This is a genomic window from Glutamicibacter protophormiae, from assembly GCF_016894325.1.
Lineage (GTDB): Bacteria > Actinomycetota > Actinomycetes > Actinomycetales > Micrococcaceae > Glutamicibacter > Glutamicibacter protophormiae.
This window is the reverse complement of record NZ_CP069806.1, coordinates 184,979-202,622: the sequence shown is the minus strand read 5'-3', so window position 1 is coordinate 202,622 and position 17,644 is coordinate 184,979. Positions and strand designations below refer to the sequence as shown.

21 protein-coding genes and 4 tRNA genes are annotated in these 17,644 nt (G+C 64.5%); 9 read left to right on the top strand and 16 right to left on the bottom strand.

The annotated features are described in order from the left end of the window. Nucleotides 1-27: 27 nt before the first annotated feature. Nucleotides 28-1,173 (bottom strand): acyl-CoA dehydrogenase family protein, encoded by a 1,146-nt coding sequence (locus JQN66_RS01015; RefSeq protein WP_420870943.1) that lies wholly within the window; start codon nt 1,171-1,173, stop codon nt 28-30. A gap of 71 nt (nt 1,174-1,244) precedes the next feature. Here JQN66_RS01015 and JQN66_RS01010 point away from each other — a divergent pair, with 71 nt between their 5' ends. Continuing rightward, nucleotides 1,245-1,748 (top strand): MarR family winged helix-turn-helix transcriptional regulator, encoded by a 504-nt coding sequence (locus JQN66_RS01010; RefSeq protein WP_188949679.1) that lies wholly within the window; start codon nt 1,245-1,247, stop codon nt 1,746-1,748. On the opposite strand, the gene mmsB is transcribed toward JQN66_RS01010, so the two are convergent. Next, the gene (gene mmsB / locus JQN66_RS01005) at nt 1,743-2,639 is read right to left on the bottom strand and encodes a 3-hydroxyisobutyrate dehydrogenase (protein WP_204676298.1); all 897 of its coding nucleotides are present in this window, start codon (nt 2,637-2,639) and stop codon (nt 1,743-1,745) included. The two genes, JQN66_RS01010 and mmsB, sit on opposite strands and share 6 nt — an antisense overlap. Further along, on the bottom strand, nt 2,636-3,688 hold the full coding sequence (locus JQN66_RS01000; protein ID WP_204676297.1) for a 3-hydroxyisobutyryl-CoA hydrolase: 1,053 nt from the start codon (nt 3,686-3,688) through the stop codon (nt 2,636-2,638). The genes mmsB and JQN66_RS01000 overlap by 4 nt, the downstream gene beginning before the upstream one ends. A gap of 104 nt (nt 3,689-3,792) precedes the next feature. Between JQN66_RS01000 and JQN66_RS00995 the strand changes: the two genes are divergently transcribed. Beyond that, nucleotides 3,793-4,593, top strand: coding sequence for an exodeoxyribonuclease III (locus JQN66_RS00995; protein ID WP_204676296.1), 801 nt, complete (start codon nt 3,793-3,795; stop codon nt 4,591-4,593). Between the two features lie 15 nt (nt 4,594-4,608). After that, nucleotides 4,609-5,451 carry a DUF8083 family protein gene (locus tag JQN66_RS00990; RefSeq protein WP_204676295.1) on the top strand — a complete coding sequence of 281 codons (843 nt, stop codon included), beginning with the start codon at nt 4,609-4,611 and terminating at the stop codon, nt 5,449-5,451. 79 nt (nt 5,452-5,530) lie between these two features. On the opposite strand, the gene JQN66_RS00985 is transcribed toward JQN66_RS00990, so the two are convergent. From JQN66_RS00985 to JQN66_RS00970, 4 genes are all read right to left on the bottom strand, one after another. Further along, a tRNA-Asp gene (locus JQN66_RS00985) sits at nt 5,531-5,604 on the bottom strand. Nucleotides 5,605-5,664: 60 nt separating this feature from the next. Then, nucleotides 5,665-5,737 (bottom strand) — tRNA-Phe (locus JQN66_RS00980). A 48-nt stretch (nt 5,738-5,785) separates the two neighbouring features. Further along, nucleotides 5,786-5,859 (bottom strand) — tRNA-Asp (locus JQN66_RS00975). A 55-nt stretch (nt 5,860-5,914) separates the two neighbouring features. Further along, nucleotides 5,915-5,987, bottom strand: a tRNA-Glu gene (locus JQN66_RS00970). 135 nt (nt 5,988-6,122) lie between these two features. Between JQN66_RS00970 and JQN66_RS00965 the strand changes: the two genes are divergently transcribed. Continuing rightward, entirely contained in the window at nt 6,123-6,494 is a 372-nt protein-coding gene (locus JQN66_RS00965) for a metallopeptidase family protein (RefSeq protein ID WP_204676294.1), read from the top strand. Nucleotides 6,495-7,038: 544 nt separating this feature from the next. Further along, entirely contained in the window at nt 7,039-8,760 is a 1,722-nt protein-coding gene (locus JQN66_RS00960; RefSeq protein ID WP_204676293.1) for a C40 family peptidase, read from the top strand. 128 nt (nt 8,761-8,888) lie between these two features. Here the strand turns inward: JQN66_RS00960 and JQN66_RS00955 are convergent, their stop codons facing one another. Further along, nucleotides 8,889-9,866 carry a universal stress protein gene (locus tag JQN66_RS00955; protein WP_188949694.1) on the bottom strand — a complete coding sequence of 326 codons (978 nt, stop codon included), beginning with the start codon at nt 9,864-9,866 and terminating at the stop codon, nt 8,889-8,891. 205 nt (nt 9,867-10,071) lie between these two features. Here JQN66_RS00955 and JQN66_RS00950 point away from each other — a divergent pair, with 205 nt between their 5' ends. Further along, nucleotides 10,072-11,487, top strand: a complete 1,416-nt coding sequence (locus tag JQN66_RS00950) for an NCS2 family permease (protein WP_239464093.1) — start codon at nt 10,072-10,074, stop codon at nt 11,485-11,487. A 99-nt stretch (nt 11,488-11,586) separates the two neighbouring features. After that, entirely contained in the window at nt 11,587-12,126 is a 540-nt protein-coding gene (locus JQN66_RS00945; RefSeq protein ID WP_204676290.1) for a DUF2087 domain-containing protein, read from the top strand. Here JQN66_RS00945 and JQN66_RS00940 read toward each other — a convergent pair. Together JQN66_RS00940 and JQN66_RS00935 are read right to left on the bottom strand one after the other, a co-directional pair. Further along, complete coding sequence (locus tag JQN66_RS00940; RefSeq protein WP_188949700.1) at nt 12,123-12,950, bottom strand: spermidine synthase; 828 nt, start codon at nt 12,948-12,950, stop codon at nt 12,123-12,125. The genes JQN66_RS00945 and JQN66_RS00940 overlap by 4 nt on opposite strands. Beyond that, a complete protein-coding gene (locus JQN66_RS00935; protein WP_188949702.1) occupies nt 12,943-13,458 on the bottom strand; it encodes a GNAT family N-acetyltransferase in 516 nt (171 codons plus the stop codon). The genes JQN66_RS00940 and JQN66_RS00935 overlap by 8 nt, the downstream gene beginning before the upstream one ends. A gap of 138 nt (nt 13,459-13,596) precedes the next feature. On the opposite strand from JQN66_RS00935, the gene JQN66_RS00930 reads away from it, so the two are divergent. Further along, complete coding sequence (locus tag JQN66_RS00930; RefSeq protein ID WP_204676288.1) at nt 13,597-13,989, top strand: hypothetical protein; 393 nt, start codon at nt 13,597-13,599, stop codon at nt 13,987-13,989. A 9-nt stretch (nt 13,990-13,998) separates the two neighbouring features. Here JQN66_RS00930 and JQN66_RS00925 read toward each other — a convergent pair whose 3' ends face one another. From JQN66_RS00925 to JQN66_RS00915, 3 genes are all read right to left on the bottom strand, one after another. Then, on the bottom strand, nt 13,999-14,688 hold the full coding sequence (locus tag JQN66_RS00925) for an O-methyltransferase (protein ID WP_204676286.1): 690 nt from the start codon (nt 14,686-14,688) through the stop codon (nt 13,999-14,001). A 287-nt stretch (nt 14,689-14,975) separates the two neighbouring features. Beyond that, nucleotides 14,976-15,290, bottom strand: coding sequence for a thiamine-binding protein (locus JQN66_RS00920; RefSeq protein ID WP_204676284.1), 315 nt, complete (start codon nt 15,288-15,290; stop codon nt 14,976-14,978). A gap of 14 nt (nt 15,291-15,304) precedes the next feature. Next, nucleotides 15,305-15,481: a YkoF family thiamine-binding protein gene (locus JQN66_RS00915; RefSeq protein WP_204676283.1), complete on the bottom strand. Its 177-nt coding sequence runs from the start codon at nt 15,479-15,481 to the stop codon at nt 15,305-15,307. 196 nt (nt 15,482-15,677) lie between these two features. Between JQN66_RS00915 and JQN66_RS00910 the strand changes: the two genes are divergently transcribed. Then, nucleotides 15,678-15,884, top strand: a complete 207-nt coding sequence (locus tag JQN66_RS00910; protein WP_047118189.1) for a hypothetical protein — start codon at nt 15,678-15,680, stop codon at nt 15,882-15,884. A 49-nt stretch (nt 15,885-15,933) separates the two neighbouring features. Here the strand turns inward: JQN66_RS00910 and JQN66_RS00905 are convergent, their stop codons facing one another. The 3 genes from JQN66_RS00905 to JQN66_RS00895 are packed head-to-tail and all read right to left on the bottom strand — an operon-like array spanning nt 15,934 to nt 17,643. Continuing rightward, nucleotides 15,934-16,251 carry an AzlD domain-containing protein gene (locus JQN66_RS00905; protein WP_204676281.1) on the bottom strand — a complete coding sequence of 106 codons (318 nt, stop codon included), beginning with the start codon at nt 16,249-16,251 and terminating at the stop codon, nt 15,934-15,936. Beyond that, entirely contained in the window at nt 16,248-16,970 is a 723-nt protein-coding gene (locus JQN66_RS00900; RefSeq protein ID WP_239464092.1) for an AzlC family ABC transporter permease, read from the bottom strand. The genes JQN66_RS00905 and JQN66_RS00900 overlap by 4 nt, the downstream gene beginning before the upstream one ends. After that, nucleotides 16,960-17,643, bottom strand: coding sequence for an alanyl-tRNA editing protein (locus tag JQN66_RS00895; RefSeq protein WP_204676279.1), 684 nt, complete (start codon nt 17,641-17,643; stop codon nt 16,960-16,962). Before JQN66_RS00895 ends, JQN66_RS00900 begins: the two co-directional genes overlap by 11 nt. Between the last annotated feature and the right edge of the window lies 1 nt (nt 17,644).

Genomic DNA, 17,644 nt, shown 5'->3' with positions numbered 1-17,644 from the left:
AGGAGACAGCGTACGGGGCAAATGAAATCAGACGAAGGCGCCCGTTCCGGTCAATGCGCGCCCCACAATGAGCGAATTGATCTCATAGGTGCCTTCGTAGGTATGGAGGATTTCAACATCACAGAAGATCTTGGCCATTTCATACGCCGAAGACACTCCGTTGCCGCCAAGAAGCGCGCGACCCTTGGCCGCAGCGTCCCGCGCCAACCGGGTCGCCGTCGACTTGGCCAGCGCGGCATCGGCCATGGTCAGCTCTCCCGCTTCCTGCTTGCGCGCAATATTTCCCATCATGGCTAGGCACGCACTGGCATTGCCGGCGATTTCTGCAAGCGCCTGCTGGATGAGTTGGAAAGATGCCAGCGGCTTGCCGAACTGCTCCCGGCTGGCAGCGTAAGCCGTACAGACATCCAGGGTCGCCAGCATCGCGCCCGCGGCCTGCCAGCCGACCCATGCTCGGGACTGCATGAGCAGGTGGTTTGCGGCGGCGAATCCCGTGGCGCCTGGCAGCTTGTTCTCCACCGGGATGCGCACATCATCCAGCTCGATATCCGCATTCTGCATGATGCGCAAGCCGATCTTGTTCCCGATCTTGGAAGCGTGGAATCCAGGCCTGTCCGATTCCACCAGGTAGGCTCCGATCGCCCCGGATTCCGGCTCCCTGGCCCAAACCAGCGCGAAGTCGGCGATGGTGCCCATGCCGATCCAGCGCTTGCGTCCGGAAAGGATGTACTCACCGCCCTCCCGGCGTACGCGGGTGGACATTCCGCCGGCAATGTCGGAGCCATGCTCCGGTTCCGTCATGGCGAATGCTCCGAAGGCTTCAAGCTTGCCCAATCGCGGCAGCCACATTTCGCGCTGGGCCTCGGAACCCAGTTCATTGATCACTCCGAGAACCAGCTCGTTGTGAATCCCGACGACCGAGGAGAGGGATATGTCCGCGCGGGCCAGTTCAGCGTGGATCAACCCGCGCGCCAGATGCGAGCAGTCCTCAAGCTGCACCGCTCCCAGACCCGCGGCCCCGAGCTCGGCCACCAGCGCGGGCGCGAAGTCCTCGCGGTTCCAGTAGTCGATGGATTGCCTGCGGATCTTGCCCTGGGCAAGTTCCCTCACCTGGGCCAGCCGCGCGCTGTCGGACTGGCTGAGCTGCGCCGAAATATCGGTCATGAGGTCCATCCGGATCTCCTTCCAAACCATAGGATGTCCAAGTATATTGTTGGACTAGGTCTTCTTTTGGGGGTAGAAAAATGTCGTCACCTTTGCCGCGCGACCCGATTGCCCAGGCCCGCGAACAGTGGGTTTCCCACGGCTGGGATGCCGAGGCGGACTCCATGGCCGCGATTACCGCGGTCATGCGCACCGCCTCGATCTTTCTCCAGCGCGCGGATTCAATACTCAGGCCGCACGGCCTGACCTTTGCGCGCTTCGAGGTGCTCGCGCTGCTCGGCTTCTCCAAGCGGGGTTCGCTGCCCATGACCCACGCCAGCCGCCTGCTGCAGGTGCACGCGACAAGCCTGACCAATTCCGTGGACCGGTTGGAAGCCACCGGCCTGGTTCGCCGGATTCAGCATCCCACCGACGGCCGCACCCGGCTGCTTGAGCTGACGGCCGAGGGGGCGGATATCCTGGCCGCGGCCCGCGACGATCTCAACGAGCAGCTGTTCGCCGACAGCGGCCTGCCGGCCGCGGATGCGCGAGAGCTGTTCCAGATCCTCTCGCGCTTCCGCAGGGCCTCGGGCGACTTCCTATAACGTTCCTTCGCGCACCGCGTTGATGATTCCCGAGAAGTCGGTGCCGGCATTGCCCTCGTCGCTGAACTTGCGGTAGAGCGCCGCGGCCAGGGCGCCCATTTGCGCGTCGGTGTCGGTATGCTCCAGCGCGCTGGACGCCAGCCCCAGGTCCTTGGCCATCAACGCCGCGGCGAAGCCGGGCTGGTAGTCGCGGTTCGCCGGCGAAGCCGGCACCGGCCCGGGGACCGGGCAGTTGGTGGTCACCGACCAGCATTGGCCCGAGGCCGTGGAAATGACGTCGTAGAGCGCCTGGTGTTCCAGACCCAGTCGTTCACCCAGGACAAAGGCCTCGGCCGCGCCGATCATGGAAATGCCCAGCAGCATGTTGTTGCAGATTTTCGCGGCCTGCCCCGACCCGTGGCCTCCGCAGTGCACGATACGCTTGCCCATATGCTCCAGCACTGCGGTGATCTCCGCCAGGTCCGCGGCTTCGGCGCCGAGCATGAAGGTCAGGGTCCCCGCTTCGGCTCCGACCACTCCGCCGGAAACCGGCGCGTCCGCGCTGCGATGCCCGGCGGCGACAGCTAGCTCGGCCGCTTCCCGGGCTTGGGCGACATCGATGGTCGAGCATTCGAGGAACAGCGTATTCGGCGCCGCGGTATCGAGCAGGTAGCTTCGGTAGGCGTCCAGCACATGTTGTCCCGAGGGGAACATGGTCAGCACGATGTCGACGCCCTTCGCCGCATCGGCTCCGCTGTCGACCGTTTCGATGCCGGCTTCCGTCGCGGCCTGCACCGCCGCGGGGACGACGTCGAAGCCCTTGAGCTTGTAGCCGGCCCGGTGGAGGTTGATGGCCATGGGTAGTCCCATGTGCCCCAGTCCCAGGAATCCAATAACTGGCAGATTGCTCATCGTCCACTCTTTTCGCGTAGTCCCTGGTCAATCAGGGTGAAATCCAATTCGGCTCCCTCCAACGGCCCGAAATGCCGGGCCGTGCGCTGTTCGGGGCTGAGCTTATCCAGCGGCTCGTTCCACCGCGGTTTCCGATCCTTGTCGATCACCGCGGCACGGATGCCTTCGGCGAAGTCCGGGTCGTCGAGCCGATGCACGGCCGCCCGGAACTCGCGGATCAGGTCGGCTCGCAGGTCGACGCCGGCTTCCCGCAGCAGCTCCTCGACAAGCCGCACCGAGCTCGGGCAGGCGGCTTCCAGGGCCGCCAGCGCCGCTGCGGCTCGCGGGTTCTCGAATGCGGACAGTTCCGCCGCGACCGCCGGAATGCTCGACTCGGAGAAGGACTGGACCCACTCTTCAAGCAGGTACCCGCTGTCGGGGATTCCAGCGAAGCGCGATACCGCGCGGTCCACCGGCTCGGTCTGCAGCGCCTCAAGCAGGGCAGGAAGGTCCTTTTGCGGCACGTAGGTATCTGCAAGTCCCAGCGCCACGGTGTCCGCGGCGCCGAACTTCATTCCAGTCAACGCCGCCAGGCGTCCTGCCGCCCGCGGCGCCCGAGACAGCAGATGGGTGCCCCCGACATCCGGGAAGAATCCAATGCCTACTTCCGGCATGCCGCAGCGGCTCGCTTCGGTCACGATGCGGTGGCTCCCGTGGGCCGAGATGCCGATGCCTCCGCCCAGCACGATGCCATCCATGAACGCGATGTACGGTTTGGGGTACTCATCGATCAAGACGTTGAGCTGGTATTCGACCCGCCAGAATTCTTCCGAGGATCCGTTGCGTTCCATGATGTCCCGGTAGATGGCGACGATATCGCCGCCGGCGCAGAATGCCCGGTCTCCCGCCCCGACTATAGCCACCTGCGCGATCTGCGGGTCGTCGCGCCACTGCAGCAGCGCATCCATGATGACGTGGCACATGTCCGCATTCAGCGCGTTCAGGGATTTCGGACGGTTCAGGGTGATGAGCCCCAGATGTCCGCGGCGTTGCGTCAGGATCTCAGACAAGAGCCTCTCCTTTGCGTGATTGGGGTCACCTTCAGAGACGAATATACTCGGACTTCCAAGTAAATTGAAGTGGCTCGCTCGGTCAAACTTGATAGGTTGAAGAAGTGAAGATTGCGACTTGGAATGTAAATTCGCTGCGTGCCCGAGCCGACCGTGTTGAGGACTGGCTGCGCCGCACCGACGTGGATGTCTTGGCCATCCAGGAAACGAAATGCAAGGACGACAATTTCCCTTGGGAATTGTTTGAGAACAACGACTACGAAGTCGCGCATTGCGGCGTGAACCAGTGGAACGGCGTGGCCATAGCCTCGCGCGTCGGCCTGGACAACGTGCAGCGCAGCTTCGCCGGTCAGCCGGAATTCGGCAAGGGCGGCAAGAACCCGATCCTGGAGCCGCGCGCCATCGGCGCCACGTGCGGCGGCGTGCGCATCTGGAGCCTCTACGTTCCCAATGGCCGCGCCCTGGATGACGAGCACATGGGTTACAAGCTCACCTGGCTCGACGCCCTCAAGCAGGATGCGGCCGGCTGGCTGCAAGCCGATCCGCAGGCGCAGATCGCGCTTATGGGCGACTGGAATATCGCCCCGAAGGACGAGGATGTCTGGGACATCAACTTCTTCCTGGAAAACGAGCTGACCCATGTCTCGGCCCCCGAACGCGCGGCCTTCGCGGCCTTCGAGGATGCCGGCTTCACCGATGTGGTTCGCCCGCACACCGAGGGCGAGTTCACCTACTGGGACTACACCCAGCTGCGCTTCCCCAAGGGCGAAGGCATGCGCATCGATTTCTCGCTGACCTCGCCGGCACTCACCGCACGGGTCACCGGCGCCAGCATCGATCGCGAAGAGCGCAAGGGCAAGGGCGCGAGCGACCATACACCGGTAATCGTGGAGCTGGACGGATAGATTAGGGGAATGAAGATGACTGGGCCCCTCTACGACCTCACGGCGGCGACCGCGCACCTGCGCGTCTACGAACCGCTGTCTGCCTTCGAGGATTGGGCCCAGTCCCTCATCATCGGCGCACCGCCTCGCACCGCGGATCAGATCGACGCCCTGGAGAACCAGCAGCTGTGGGAGCGCACCTTGCGCGGAGTGTCGGACCCGTTTCCGCACACCGAACAGGAGCTCTTCCGCACCGTGAAGTTCCTTGATTACCAAGGTGCCGAGCACACCCGCTACTGCCCGTCGCAGATCCAGGCTCGGAGCCTGCTGGCCGCGGAGCAGGCGGAGGAAGCCATGCGCGCCGAGGTCTTCGACCTGTTGATCCCGCCGGCAGCCCGCCGCGCGAACGGGCAGCGGGTGGATACGGACAAGCTGGCTGCGGACCTGACCCATCTGCACACCCGGACCTCCACCTGGGGCATCCCGCTGAGCTGGTTTTCCCTGTTCCGCGACGACGACGAGTGCGAGGTCCTCTACGTCGGGGAACGGTTGCGGAACGTACGCCTGCTGGTCCCCTTCGAGCAGGCCATCGAACGCCTGGCTTGGGCGGTGCAGGCCATGGCCACCCACGCTCCGCAGGCACCGCTGTTCGAGGAACTGGGCTCACTGGGCGGCTGGCTGGAATCCTTCGATCCGCAGTCGCTGATCGAACTGGACTACGGGCTGCTGGCGGAAATCGTCTGGCCCGACGAATCAGTCAACGACCTGTTGCATGGAATCCAAGCCCTGGAGGACGGTGACATGACCATGGCCGCCGCGGCCTATCGCCGCCTGAGCAATCGATGGATCGGACCGCGCCAGCTGGGCCGAGCCAACTGATCACCCCTTGTCGAACCGGCGGCCAATTCCGGGAAAGAGAAAAGCTCCAGTTCTTTCGAACTGGAGCTTTCAGATAATGCGACCCTGACGGGACTTGAACCCGCGACCTCCGCCGTGACAGGGCGGCGCGCTAACCAACTGCGCTACAGGGCCTGGTGTTTTGGGAAAATCCCAATTCACACAGTAAAACCCTCGGTTACCCGAGGGCCTGCGTGGCTCCGACCGGCGTCGATCCGGTGACCTTTCGATTTTCAGTCGAACGCTCTACCAACTGAGCTACAGAGCCTGGCGTCACAAACTTGGACACCTAATTTACTATTTCTAGTAAATTGAGCGACCCTGACGGGACTTGAACCCGCGACCTCCGCCGTGACAGGGCGGCGCGCTAACCAACTGCGCTACAGGGCCTTGCTTTCGCAAGCCAATGGATTTCTCCATCTGACAACCACAAAGTGGTTGTTTGTACCCCCAACGGGATTCGAACCCGTGCCGCTGCCGTGAAAGGGCAGTGTCCTAGGCCGCTAGACGATGGGGGCCTATATCTGCTGCGGTTTCTTTCGTCTCCGCTGCGGACTCCAATAACTATACGTGGGCTTTTTTGTTTTCGCAAAATCGGCACCGGGGGCCTCCCGAGCCATTCCAAAAGCGGCTCTCAGACCTAGGCTTGAAGCATGGATCTACAGATGCCCGACGACGAGTTCGACGCCCTGGTTCAGGAAGCGATTGACGCGATTCCACAGCAAGCCTTGGACATGATGGACAACGTGGTTTTCTTCATTGAAGACGAATACGAACCACTCCCCGGAGAGCCGGAAAACACCGAGATTCTGGGGATTTACGACGGTGTTGCGCTCACGGAGCGCGACCAGGGATGGGAAGCCGGAGCACTTCCCGACCGCATTACCATCTTCAAAAATCCCACACTCAGGGCCTGCAATACCCGCGAGGACGTGGTCCGGGAAATCAAGATTACGGTCATGCACGAGGTAGCCCACCACTTCGGTATCGACGACGCCAGACTGCACGAATTAGGGTGGTCATGAGGGTATTTCCCGAAAAACTCTTTCTGAGATGTGCGTCACAAATCAAGGTGAGATTGCGGCCATCAGCATCACTAGCGGTGGCAGAGCTCACACCGAAGTCCTCTTGGCATGCGCAAGCCACTGGGCAGTACGCCTCCGAGTCGACCGCGAGCAAGCCTCCGGCATCTGCTGTGGCGGCAAATTTCATCGCCTCTTTTTAAGGGGCAAAAAATCTGGTCCCGCTATCGGAGGCCGTTAACCGTTACATATTCGTCACCAGACGAACGAACTGATCGCGAACAAGCACAGAAGCGTACTGTTCTTTGTCGGCTTCCGCTGGCTGCAATCTCAACCCACTCCTTCATATCGCTCGACATCACAGTGGTTTTCAGGATCAGAATTCCATCAATGTAATTCAAGTGACTGGTGTGACTACTGTTGCGAACGGTACCGATGTTGGCATAGTGTGCTATTTGGGGCTTATCCAAATCGTGACCTAACGACGTTGGATGATCACGGTTTGGAACTGCCCCAACGTCATCTCTTGGATCTAGTGAGGAACGATATGGCTTATCGCCACACGCTCGGCGTTGCAGCGAGCACTCTTGCATTGGCAGTCACCTGCCTCGCCGGAGCAGCCCCCGCTTCAGCAGCAACCACTACGTCATTCTCGACCACGGTATCGATCGCAGCCGAGCGTTCGGCTTCCGGCCTGCCAAGCGCCGCAGAGATCGAGGAAGCCAAGAAGGATAAGGACTCCACGAACGCGATGATCGCGCGTCTGGAAGCCTCGCTCGCCTCCAGCCGTGCCGAGCTGCTCCAGGCAGAGACCGCCGCCGCAGAAGCCCAGGAGTCGCTGCTGACCGCAGGCGAGGAGCGCGACCTGCGCACCGCCGACGCCGAGAAGGCCGTCCAGCAGCTGGAGTACGCCAAGCAGTACCTCGAGCAGAGCCAGACCGATCTGGGTGCCATCGCTTCGGACATCTACCGCAACGGCGCCGGGAACTCCACGCTCGGCATCCTGCTGAACAGCGATGACTCGAACGACCTTTTCTACAAGGCCGCCACGATTGACACCCTCAGCCAGCAGCAGGTCCAGTCCGTCAACTCGGCGACCGAGGCAGAAGCCTTGGTCTCCGCCTGGGAATCCTATGCAGATGCCGCGCAAAGCGCAGCGAATGAAGCCGCAGCGAACTACGATGCCTCCGCGTCGACCGCCAACAGCACTCTGGCCGCCTACCAGTCCTCCATCAAGCCCGAGCAGGAACTGCGCGACGAGCTGATCAGCAACTTGGCCGGTCTGAAGGACCAGGAAGAAGCCGAGGTCCGCAAGCAGGTCGAGGAACAAGAAGAGGCAGAACGCGAAACCGCGCTGCAGGAAACCATCAGCGCCGAGGACGCGCCGGTCATCAAGCCAAGCCAGACCGGAACCATTCAGCCGCTGGCCGTGGATGCGCCGCAGGAGTTGGAAGTCGACCAGTCGACGGCCAAGCCAACTGTGAAGCCAAAGCCTGAGGCCCAGCCGCTGGACACCGTGGATACCGCCACCCCGACTGCGGCTCCGCAGCCGGAGAGCGCTCCGAAGCCACAGAAGACCGAAACCCCGCAGGCCGAAGAGACCCAGGCGCCTGCCGAAACTCCAAAGGCTGAGGAAACCCCGGCCCCGAAGGAGACCCCTAAGGCCACGCAGAAGCCGAAGGAAACCCCCAAGGCTACCCAGAAGCCGAAGGAAACCCCCAAGGCCACCCAGAAGCCCAAGGAAACTCCCAAGGCCACCCAAAAGCCCAAGGAAACCCCCAAGGCCACCCAAAAGCCCAAGGAAACCCCCAAGGCCACCCAAAAGCCGAAGCCGAAGCCGGAGAAGACCGAAGCTCCCAAGCAGGAGCAGGATATTGCCCCGCAGGGCGGCGGACGCAGCTACGGTGCCGCAATTTCGTGGGCCATGAAGACCGCCAGCGACAACAGCAAGTATTATGTGTACGGCGCCAACGGCCCGAGCGCCTTCGACTGCTCCAGCTTCTCCCAAAGGGCATTCGGACAGTCGGGCATCAGCCTGCCGCGCACTTCGACCCAGCAGTTCTTCGCTGCCCCGCAGTACGTATCGCTGAACAACCTGCGCCCGGGCGACTTGGTGTTCTCCTCCTCCAACGGCGGATCCTCGTTCTACCACGTGGCCATCTACATCGGCAACGGCCAGGTGGTCCATGCCCGCAACCCGAATGCAGGCATCTCGGTCACCCCGCTCAGCTGGGTGAACAACCTCCATTCGAAGGCCGCCCGCTACTAGGAGCAGGCCTCGCAGAACACCCGCAGGGAATCCCTGCGGGTGTTCTGCTATTTTCCGATGCAAACGGCAACGTGCCCCCGGGGGATTGCTCCCCGGGGGCACGTCGGGTTGGTGCCGCGGCCTAGATGCTAGTCATCGGCGCGGGTATCGAAGTTCTTCCGGTCCGCCAGACGCGGATCGTCCGAATCCGGAACCACCATGACCGGACCCTTGGAGTGGTGCAGCACGCCCTGGGAGGTCGAGCCCAGCAGCATGCCGGCGAAGCCGCCGCGGCCGCGTGAGCCGGTCACGGTCAGCACTGCATGCTCGGATTCGCGGATCAGCACCTCGACCGGCGGGCCGCTGATCACGTCGGTCTCGATCTTCAGGTTCGGGTAGTGCGAGGTCAACCAGGCCACACCGACGCTCATCTGGTAGCGCACGTCCTCCAGCACCGCTTCCTGGTCCACCGTGGCAGGCATCCAGGCCAGCGCGGCACCCACCGGGGCGACGGCGCAAATCAGGCGCAGGGTCAGGTCACTGGCCATGGCGGCGTCCGCGGCGGCCAGCACCGCGGCGCGGGCGCGGTCCGAACCGTCGACACCGACCACGATCGACTTGCGCGCGGCGGCTGCAGCGGCTGCTGCGTCGCCTTCCAGTTCCTTGGCAACCGCCAGCGGAACCACCACGGTCGGGCACTTGGCGTGCGCCGGCAGGGCCGAGGAGACCGAGCCGAGCAGCCGGCCGACGAATCCGCCGCGGCCGCGGGTGCCGACCACCACAAGCTCGGCATCCTTGCTCAAGTCCAGCAGCACACCCGACGGGTCTCCGGATTCGATGTAGGTGCGGATGGTGGCTTCGCTGTTTTCCAGCTCCTTGCGGGCCTGGCGCACGATGTCTTCGGCGCCGCCGCGGATCAGGTCGTCATCGAGGGTCGAGTAGCCCGCGTCCATGGACGAGGCGGCGAAAACCGGAATGGTGTAGGCCGAAACGATATTCAGGACGCTTCCGCGGCGCACCGCTTCGCGTTCGGCCCAGCGCAGTGCGCACTTGCTCTGCTGCGATCCATCGACGCCGACAACGATACCTTCGATTTTTTCGGCTGCGACTGGTGCTTCGTCACTCATCAGACCCGCTCCTCAACTACTTACCGTTTCACTTGGGCGTGATGCCCCTTACACCCAATGTACTTCGTTGGTGCGCCATCGTGTGAGTTGGATCTAAAGATTTCACGCACAGCCTACTCAGATTCCATTTGGGTATTGGAATGAGCCTGAAAGCACCTAGAATTTTCCTATGTCCTCCTCCACGAAAACAGCGCCTGCCAGTAGTATGCGTGAACGCCTTGACCGCTACTTCATGATCTCGGAGCGGCGCTCCACCTTTTCCACCGAACTGCGCGGCGGCATCGCCACGTTCTTCGCCATGAGCTACATCGTTGTGCTCAACCCGCTGATCCTCTCCGGCGCCGATTCTTCCGGCGGCGAACTGGGGATCCAGCGCGTGGCCGCAGTGACCGCCCTCGTCTCCGGCGTCCTGACCATCATCATGGGCATCTGGGCCCGACACCCGTTCGCGCTGGCCACGGGCCTCGGCGTGAATGCCTTCGTTGCCATCACCGTGACCACCAACCCGGAATTGACCTGGGCCGATGTCATGGGCCTGGTGGTTATCGCCGGCATCGTGATGTTCGGGCTGGTGCTCACCGGGTTCCGCACCGCGGTGTTCAACGCGGTCCCCGCGGGCCTGAAGACCGCGATCGTGGTGGGCATCGGCATGTTCATCGCGCTGATCGGCTTGGTCAACGCGGGCTTCGTGCAGCGCATCCCGGATGCCGCGCACACCACCGTCCCGGTGGGCCTGGGCTTCGACGGCCAGCTGATGGGCTGGCCGATCCTGGTCTTCATCATCGGCCTGCTGCTGACCATGGCACTGGTCGTCCGCAAGGTCAAGGGCGCGATCCTGATCGGCATCGTGGTCTCGGCCGTCATCGCCAACATCTTCGAAGCGGTCTTCCATGTCAGCGAGTCCGAAGCCAACGGCTGGTCGCTGGTGGTCCCCTCCCTGCCTGATTGGCACCTGCCCGACCTGTCGCTGATCGGCGAGGTGAGCCTGTTCGGTGCCTTCGCCAAGATCGGCCCGACCGCCGCATCGCTGCTGGCCTTCGTGATCCTGCTGTCGATCTTCTTCGACGCCATGGGAACCATGGTGGGACTGGCCGCCGAGGCCGACGTGATGGACGAGGACGGCCAGATCCCTAACGTGGACAAGGTCCTGCTGGTCGACGCCGCCGGCGCCATCGTGGGCGGCGGCACCTCGAGCTCCTCGGCGCAGATCTTCGTCGAGTCCGGCGCGGGCATCGGCGAGGGCGCGCGCACCGGCCTGGCCTCGGTGGTCACCGGCCTGCTGATGATCGTGGCGATGTTCCTCAGCCCGCTGATCTACCTGGTGCCGTTCGAAGCCGTCGCCCCGGCGCTCGTGGTCGTCGGCTTCATGATGATCAGCCAGATCACCAAGATCGACTGGAACGACTGGGGCATTGCGCTGCCGGCCTTCCTGACCTTCATCCTGATGCCGTTCACCTACTCGATCGCCAACGGCATCGGCGCCGGCTTCATCGCCTATGTGTTCATCCGCGCCACCCAGGGCCGAGCCCGGGAGATCCACCCGCTGATGTGGGTCGTCGCCGCCGCGTTCGTGCTGTTCTTCGGCATCGGCCTGATCGAGACCTGGGCCGGGGTCAAGTAAGCGGACCCCTTCAGCACGCCGCCGCGGCCCGTCCCGATTCCTTCGGGGCGGGCCGCTGCCGTTCCCGGGAGATCCCCGCCGCTTCGCTAGCATGGGGGTATGGCAGATCACAACAAGGCGCCGGGGGCCTCCACGGCGGGAGTCTGGATCCAGGTGGCCGCGGGGCTGAAGAACCCTGCGATGCGCGAGCTGCTGGGCCAGGTGCTCACCGGGCAGGACCCGGAGCGCGGCGCAGCCGGGGCCCGCAGCTCCAAGGACCTGGCCCGCTGGGAGCAGATCGGCTTGCTGCGCCGCGGGCAGACCGGCGCCTGGGAGCTGAACGAGCAGCTGCTGGGCGACACCCTGGCCGCCGCGGGCGCAGCCAAGGCCGACCGCAGCGGCATCAACCGCTTCTTCGACGGGACGAAGCTGCACACGCTGCCGGCCAAGCCGGCGGACCGGATGCAGGTCATGGCCTATCTGCGCGATGCAGTCATCGGCGGGGACGAGCAATTGCGCGAGGACCAGGTCAACGAGCGGCTGCGGGTCTTCCACCCGGACACCGCGCTGATCCGACGCTACCTCGTGGACCACGGCCTGCTGCTGCGCGCCGCCGACGGTTCAAGCTACCGGCGCGGCGCAGGGCAGCCGGCGGCCTAGTCCTCGATGGGTGCGGCGGATCCGGCGAAGCGCGCGACGGCAGCGCCGGAGACCAGCTGCGCGGGCAGCGGCGCGGTGCGCAGGCTGCGCTCAAACGCAGGGCCCAGGGCCAGCGGCTCGTCGCCGGCCAGGAACACGATGTTCCCGTAGCGCCGGCCCTTGAGCATGGGAGGATCGGCGATCAGCGCCACGTGCTTGAACACGGACAGCAGCGTCGCCGCCTCGGCTCGCGCCCCGGCCAGGTCCGCGGTGTCGCCGCAGTTCAGGATGTACACCCCGCCCGCGTCCAGCACCCGCTGGGCGTGGCGGGCGTAGCCGACGGTGGTCAGCTGGCGCGGGGTGGTGCTGCCGGCGAACACGTCGCGGATGACCACGTCGCGGCTGTTCTCGCTCAGCGTGGGCAGCACCTGCACGGCATCCCCCACCCGAAGGCGCACCAGCGGGGCGCGCGGCACCTGGAAATTGGTGCGCACCAGCTCGGCCAGCTTGGCATCCAGCTCCACCACGACCTGGCGGGCGTTCTCGTAGCGCGAGGCGACCCAACGGGCCATGGAGCAGCCCCCGCCGCCCAGATGAAGCACCCGCAGCTTGCGGGCCCGGCCGTCGTAGTCCTCCGGCGGGTAGCCCTCGAGGAAAATCGGCTCCATCCAGCGCATGTACTCGAAGTCCAGGTAGCCGGGGTCGTCCAGGTCCACGTGCGAGGAGGGCACCCCGTTGACCTTCAGGATGTAGCGGTTGGCGCCGTAGGGGTCGGATTCGATCTCCGCCAGCCCGGTGTCGATCGGGTAGCTTCCCGTGAGCGTCGGCGCGGCGTCCTTAGCCATTGCGGCGCACCATCCTCAGCTCGGTCAGCCCGTTCCACGACCCGGTGAGCTCCTCGCTGACCCCGTCGAGCTCGAAGCCGTGCTTGCGGTAGAAGGCGACGGCACGCTCGTTGCCCTGCAGCACCCAGACCAGTGCCGGGCGCTGGCCCAGCACCACCTGGAGCAGGTGCGCCCCCAGGCCGGATCCGTAGTAGTCGGCCAGGATGTAAAGCATGCCCAGCTCAATGTCCACGCCGGCATCCCGGTCCTCGTCGATGACGGGGGTTCCGCCGGCCAACCCGATGATCCGCCCGTCGACGTCCTCGGCAATGCAGAACCCGGCGCCGTTGGCCAGGCCGCGCTCCCACCAGGCCACCTGGCCCTCGAGCTGTTCCTCGTGGAAGGCGAAGAATTCATCCCCGCGCAACCCGCTGTAGGCCTGCCGCCAGGCAGCCAGCTTCATTTCCAACGCCGGGCGCACATCCGCGGCGGTTGCCGGGCGGATTCGATAATCTTTCAGTTCAGGCACTCTACCAACACTACGGCAGGGCGGCGGCGCAGCCCCGGAACGCACCGCGCCCTCCTACTTAAGTACGATTGCGGACGCGGCCGGTTTTTGACAGGATGGTCTAATATCTACAACCTATTGAGGGAAAGGGGCCAGTCTGTGCGTCGGAACCAGTCGTTCGCAGCGTTGACTGGTGGCGTAATCGCCAGCCTGACCCTGATAGTCAGCCTGTCCCCCAGTTTCTGGGTCATCCTGCTGGGTAGCCTGGTTTTGGTGCTCGGGTTCAGCACGCTGGCCAAGCTGGAGCGTTTCTGGGGCCCTGCCTCCTCGGGGTCCTATTTTTATGTCGTGCCCATGGTCATCGGCCCGGCGGCCGGCGGGCTGCTGCGCGATACCCAGTACGCCGGCTGGACCGGCGCAGTTGTCGGCCTGCTCTGCGGATTGGCCGCGTACCTGCTGGTCATGAAATCCCCGCCCTTCGAAGAACCCAGCGCCGATGACGAGGCGGAAGGCGACTACTTTCTGAGCTTCCGCGAGTCCTCGCGCAGCTAGACCCCGCGGCTACAGCACACGGGCCAGCGCAAAGCCGTCCCAGCCCTTGGACCCGACGGTCTGCAGCGCCGTGGCCGAGACCCGCGGTTCCTCCCGCAGCCAGCGCAACGATTCCTGGACTCCCCGCAAGTCCGCTTCCTGCAGCCCGTGCTGCGCCGGATCGTCGAGGATCTGACCTGCCCTGATGACATTGTCCAGCACCAGCACCGTTCCAGAACGGGACAGCTTCAAGGCGCGCTCCAGGTACACCACGTTGTTCCGCTTGTCGGCATCGATGAAAATCAGGTCGAACGGCGCACCGCGGGAGCCGATCAGCCGCTCCAGCGTTCCCTGGGCGGCGCCGAGCTTGATCTCGACCCGGTCCGACAGCCCTGCACGCTCAAGGTTCTCGCGGGCAATGGATGCATGCAGCGGCTCGAATTCGCAGGAGACCACCTTGCCCCGCGGCCCGACGCCCCGGGCCAGCCAGCTGGTCGAGTAGCCGCCGAGCGTACCGATCTCAAGGACCCGCGCGGCGCCGGAGATTTCCACCAGCAGCTGCAGGAACTTGCCCTGCGCGGTGCTCACCTCGATGCGCGGCAACCCGGCATTATGGGCATGCTCCCGCCCGGCTTCCAGCTCCGGAACTTCCAGCCCGAGGGCCTCGTTCAGGTAGTCGTCGACTGCAGGGCTCTCACGGTCTGCCAGATGGTGGATCATGATCTCTGGTTCTCCTCACGTTCCCGGCTGCCTGGTGCAGCATACCGCCCCCGCGAACCGGCCACCCGTTGAGGCGAACCGCGCAGGAGCCGGCCCTCGGCGCGCTCGGGAACCCCTCGTTGATCAGCTGGTGATCGGCGGGCGGCTTTCCGGCGCAGCCGGTACAGGGTCTTTCGAGTTCAGGGTACTCCTGATACTCCGGGAAGTGCAGGGATCACCCCAATAACCTAGCCTTTGCACAGCCGCGGCAGGGCTACTCGAAGCCCGGCAATTGCCCGGCACCCCGGCTACGCCCCGAATTCGTCGATGGCGCGTTCCAGGCGCTCCAGCTTGCCGTCGATCTCACCGGTGTATCCGGGGCGGATGTCAGCCTTGATCACGAGCGAGATCCGCGAGCCGAACGGCGCGACGGCCTCGGTGGCCCGCTTGACGACGTCGAAGACCTCGTCCCAGCTGCCTTCAAGCTCAGTGAACATGCTCGAAGTCCTGTTGGGCAGGCCGGAGTCGCGGACGACTTTCACGGCCGCGGCGACAGCATCGTGCACGGAGCCGTCGGCGTTGCTGCCGGTGCCGGAGGGAGCGACGGAGAATGCGACAATCATGGGAGAATCCTTTCTCAGAGGCCTGCGGCCAGGGTCAGATTCTTACCCTGTCCCAGGCGTCGTGTGTTGGTGAACATGGAGCTCGTGCGGTGGGGCCGGCCCAATTCCCGGATGATCTTCACGGCCTCGGCGCCCGCCCCGCGCACGGAGGCGTTCGGGTTCTCGGTGCTGGGGGCAACGGAGAAAGCCATGATCATGAGTCCACTGTCCCACCGGGGGACGGGAAACTCCTAACGTGTTGCGCCGCCGCCGGGAGATTCGGGAGCCCTGTCCGTAAACCGCACTCGCTGTTATGGTGAAAGAAGGATGCGGTGACTGCGTCACTTCCTTTGGCACAGCCACTCCTCCTCACAGTTTGCGGTGGGAACTACCGGGAAGGGGCAGGAAATGACACATGAAGAACAGGTCATGCGGAGGCAGCGGATCACGATACTGCTGCTGGTTTTCCTGGCCATCGCAGCCTTCGCCCTGGCCATCACCCCGGCGCTGGCCGGCTTGTCCGGCGCGTTCGCGGCTTTCGGCGGGCTCTGCCTGCTGGTGTCCCTGGGCATCGCCATCAACAGCTACTGGCGCACCACTCGCACACCGGATTGATCCGGCCGTGCGGCGCCCCGCGGCCGCGCCCTGGCCAGGCCGCGGGGTATCAGGCGGCCAATCCCGTAGCACGCAGCAGGATTGCGGCCAGTGCGCCGGCAATCACCACCACCAGATACGGGGCCTTGAAAATCAGCGCGATGATGGCCGCGGCCAGCGCGCCGATGCGCGCGTCAATGACCAGTTCCTGCCCCGAGGTGAACGCGTTCACGGTGACCAGCGAGGCCAGCAGCGCAATGGTCAGTGTGGCTGCCACATGGGACATCGTGGGCGAATCCAGGACCTTGCGCGGAACGAAGTAGCCGCAGATCTTGATCGCATAGGCGGTCAGGCAGGCTGCGAGGATCCACCAGCTCAGTTCGCTCATGCCCGGTCCTCCCGTACGTTCTGCAACTCTCCGTGCTCGGTGGCCGGCTTGCTCCGGCGTCCGGTCGCCAACGCATAGACCGCGGCGCAGGAAGCGGTAATGAGGATCGGCAATCCCGGGCTCGTCAACGGAACCGCGATCGCGGTGACCACCGCGGCGGCCAGCGCGACGAGCACCGGCTCCATGGCTTTCAGCCGCGGCCACAGCAGGCCGATAAACGCCGCCACCGCGGCCCCGTCCAGACCCCAGGCCGCGGGATCGCCCATGCGTTCTCCGAGCAGTGCCCCGGCGATGGTGAAGAAATTCCACAGCACGTACACCCCGACCCCGGCGCTGAAGAACCCGCGGCGCTTCTCATCCGCGTCCGCCTGCCCCAAGCTGACTGCCGTCGACTCGTCGATGGTCACCTGCGCCATCCATGGCACATGCCGGCCCCGGGGCCGCAGCGCCTGCTTGATCTGCATGCCGTACACGGCGTTGCGGATGCCCAGCAGCGACGCGGCGGAGAATGCGGCCGACGCCGCACCGCCGCCCGAGATCACGCCGATGAAGGCGAACTGCGACCCTCCGGTGAACATCAGTGCGCTCAAGGCAATGGTCTGCCAGAGATTCAGCCCCGCGGCGATGGACAGCGCGCCGAAGGAGATTCCGTAGAGGCCCGTCGCGATCGCGATGGACAGGCCCATCTTCGTCGCGGGGGTGAGCCGGCTACTCAGCATGCCGGGCATCGTACCTGACCTTGTACACGCCGCGTTTGACCTTGGCTTCCTTGATGAGCACACCTGCCAACTGGTTTACGTGGCTGACATGGGTGCCGCCGCATGGCTCGGCGTTGACGCCCTCGATGTGCACGGTGCGCAGCCCGTCGGCATCCATGCTGGATTCGATGGCTCCGCCCCCGGCCAGCAGTTCGTCCACACGTTCCTGCAACCAGGCCCTGGCCGCAGCGCGCTGTTCTTCATCAGCCAGGGGCATGTCAACGCTGGCCGGGTCGAAGTCCAATCGCGACTGCCCCGGGAAATGCGAATGGCCCTTGTGCTGCCAGCCGCGGGCTTCCCCGGCAAAACCCACAACATGGCCCGCGGTGTGCAGGGCAGCGTTCAGCAGGCGCTGCTGCTTGTCGATTGAACTATGCACTGTGGCGCCGGGCTCCAGCGCCGGGATGCCATGGAGGATCACCAGGCCGACCTCGTTGCGGCTTGCCTTGACCGGGAGACCGTTCACGGTTCCGTTGTCTTCGGGCTGCCCGCCGCCTCTCGGGTGGAAGATGTTCGGGCTGAGTGCGATCCATGCTCCGTCATCGTCGATGCCTGCAGCGAGAACCTGCGCCTGCGCTTCAAAAACGTAGGTGTCTCGCAGATATAGATTTTCTTGCGTTGTTGCCGTGCTCATG

What these genes read in the sequence shown, in the direction of transcription:
- JQN66_RS00955 (WP_188949694.1), bottom strand. Translation starts at nt 9,866, where the DNA reads ATGAGTGACGAAGCACCAGTCGCAGCCGAAAAAATCGAAGGTATCGTT.
- JQN66_RS00910 (WP_047118189.1), top strand. Translation starts at nt 15,678, where the DNA reads ATGACACATGAAGAACAGGTCATGCGGAGGCAGCGGATCACGATACTG.
- JQN66_RS00940 (WP_188949700.1), bottom strand. Translation starts at nt 12,950, where the DNA reads ATGGCTAAGGACGCCGCGCCGACGCTCACGGGAAGCTACCCGATCGAC.
- JQN66_RS00945 (WP_204676290.1), top strand. Translation starts at nt 11,587, where the DNA reads ATGGCAGATCACAACAAGGCGCCGGGGGCCTCCACGGCGGGAGTCTGG.
- mmsB (WP_204676298.1), bottom strand. Translation starts at nt 2,639, where the DNA reads ATGAGCAATCTGCCAGTTATTGGATTCCTGGGACTGGGGCACATGGGA.
- JQN66_RS01015 (WP_420870943.1), bottom strand. Translation starts at nt 1,173, where the DNA reads ATGGACCTCATGACCGATATTTCGGCGCAGCTCAGCCAGTCCGACAGC.
- JQN66_RS00965 (WP_204676294.1), top strand. Translation starts at nt 6,123, where the DNA reads ATGGATCTACAGATGCCCGACGACGAGTTCGACGCCCTGGTTCAGGAA.
- JQN66_RS00950 (WP_239464093.1), top strand. Translation starts at nt 10,072, where the DNA reads ATGCGTGAACGCCTTGACCGCTACTTCATGATCTCGGAGCGGCGCTCC.
- JQN66_RS00920 (WP_204676284.1), bottom strand. Translation starts at nt 15,290, where the DNA reads ATGATTGTCGCATTCTCCGTCGCTCCCTCCGGCACCGGCAGCAACGCC.
- JQN66_RS00905 (WP_204676281.1), bottom strand. Translation starts at nt 16,251, where the DNA reads ATGAGCGAACTGAGCTGGTGGATCCTCGCAGCCTGCCTGACCGCCTAT.
- JQN66_RS00900 (WP_239464092.1), bottom strand. Translation starts at nt 16,970, where the DNA reads ATGCTGAGTAGCCGGCTCACCCCCGCGACGAAGATGGGCCTGTCCATC.
- JQN66_RS00960 (WP_204676293.1), top strand. Translation starts at nt 7,039, where the DNA reads ATGGCTTATCGCCACACGCTCGGCGTTGCAGCGAGCACTCTTGCATTG.
- JQN66_RS00990 (WP_204676295.1), top strand. Translation starts at nt 4,609, where the DNA reads ATGACTGGGCCCCTCTACGACCTCACGGCGGCGACCGCGCACCTGCGC.
- JQN66_RS00925 (WP_204676286.1), bottom strand. Translation starts at nt 14,688, where the DNA reads ATGATCCACCATCTGGCAGACCGTGAGAGCCCTGCAGTCGACGACTAC.
- JQN66_RS00895 (WP_204676279.1), bottom strand. Translation starts at nt 17,643, where the DNA reads ATGAGCACGGCAACAACGCAAGAAAATCTATATCTGCGAGACACCTAC.
- JQN66_RS01010 (WP_188949679.1), top strand. Translation starts at nt 1,245, where the DNA reads ATGTCGTCACCTTTGCCGCGCGACCCGATTGCCCAGGCCCGCGAACAG.
- JQN66_RS00915 (WP_204676283.1), bottom strand. Translation starts at nt 15,481, where the DNA reads ATGGCTTTCTCCGTTGCCCCCAGCACCGAGAACCCGAACGCCTCCGTG.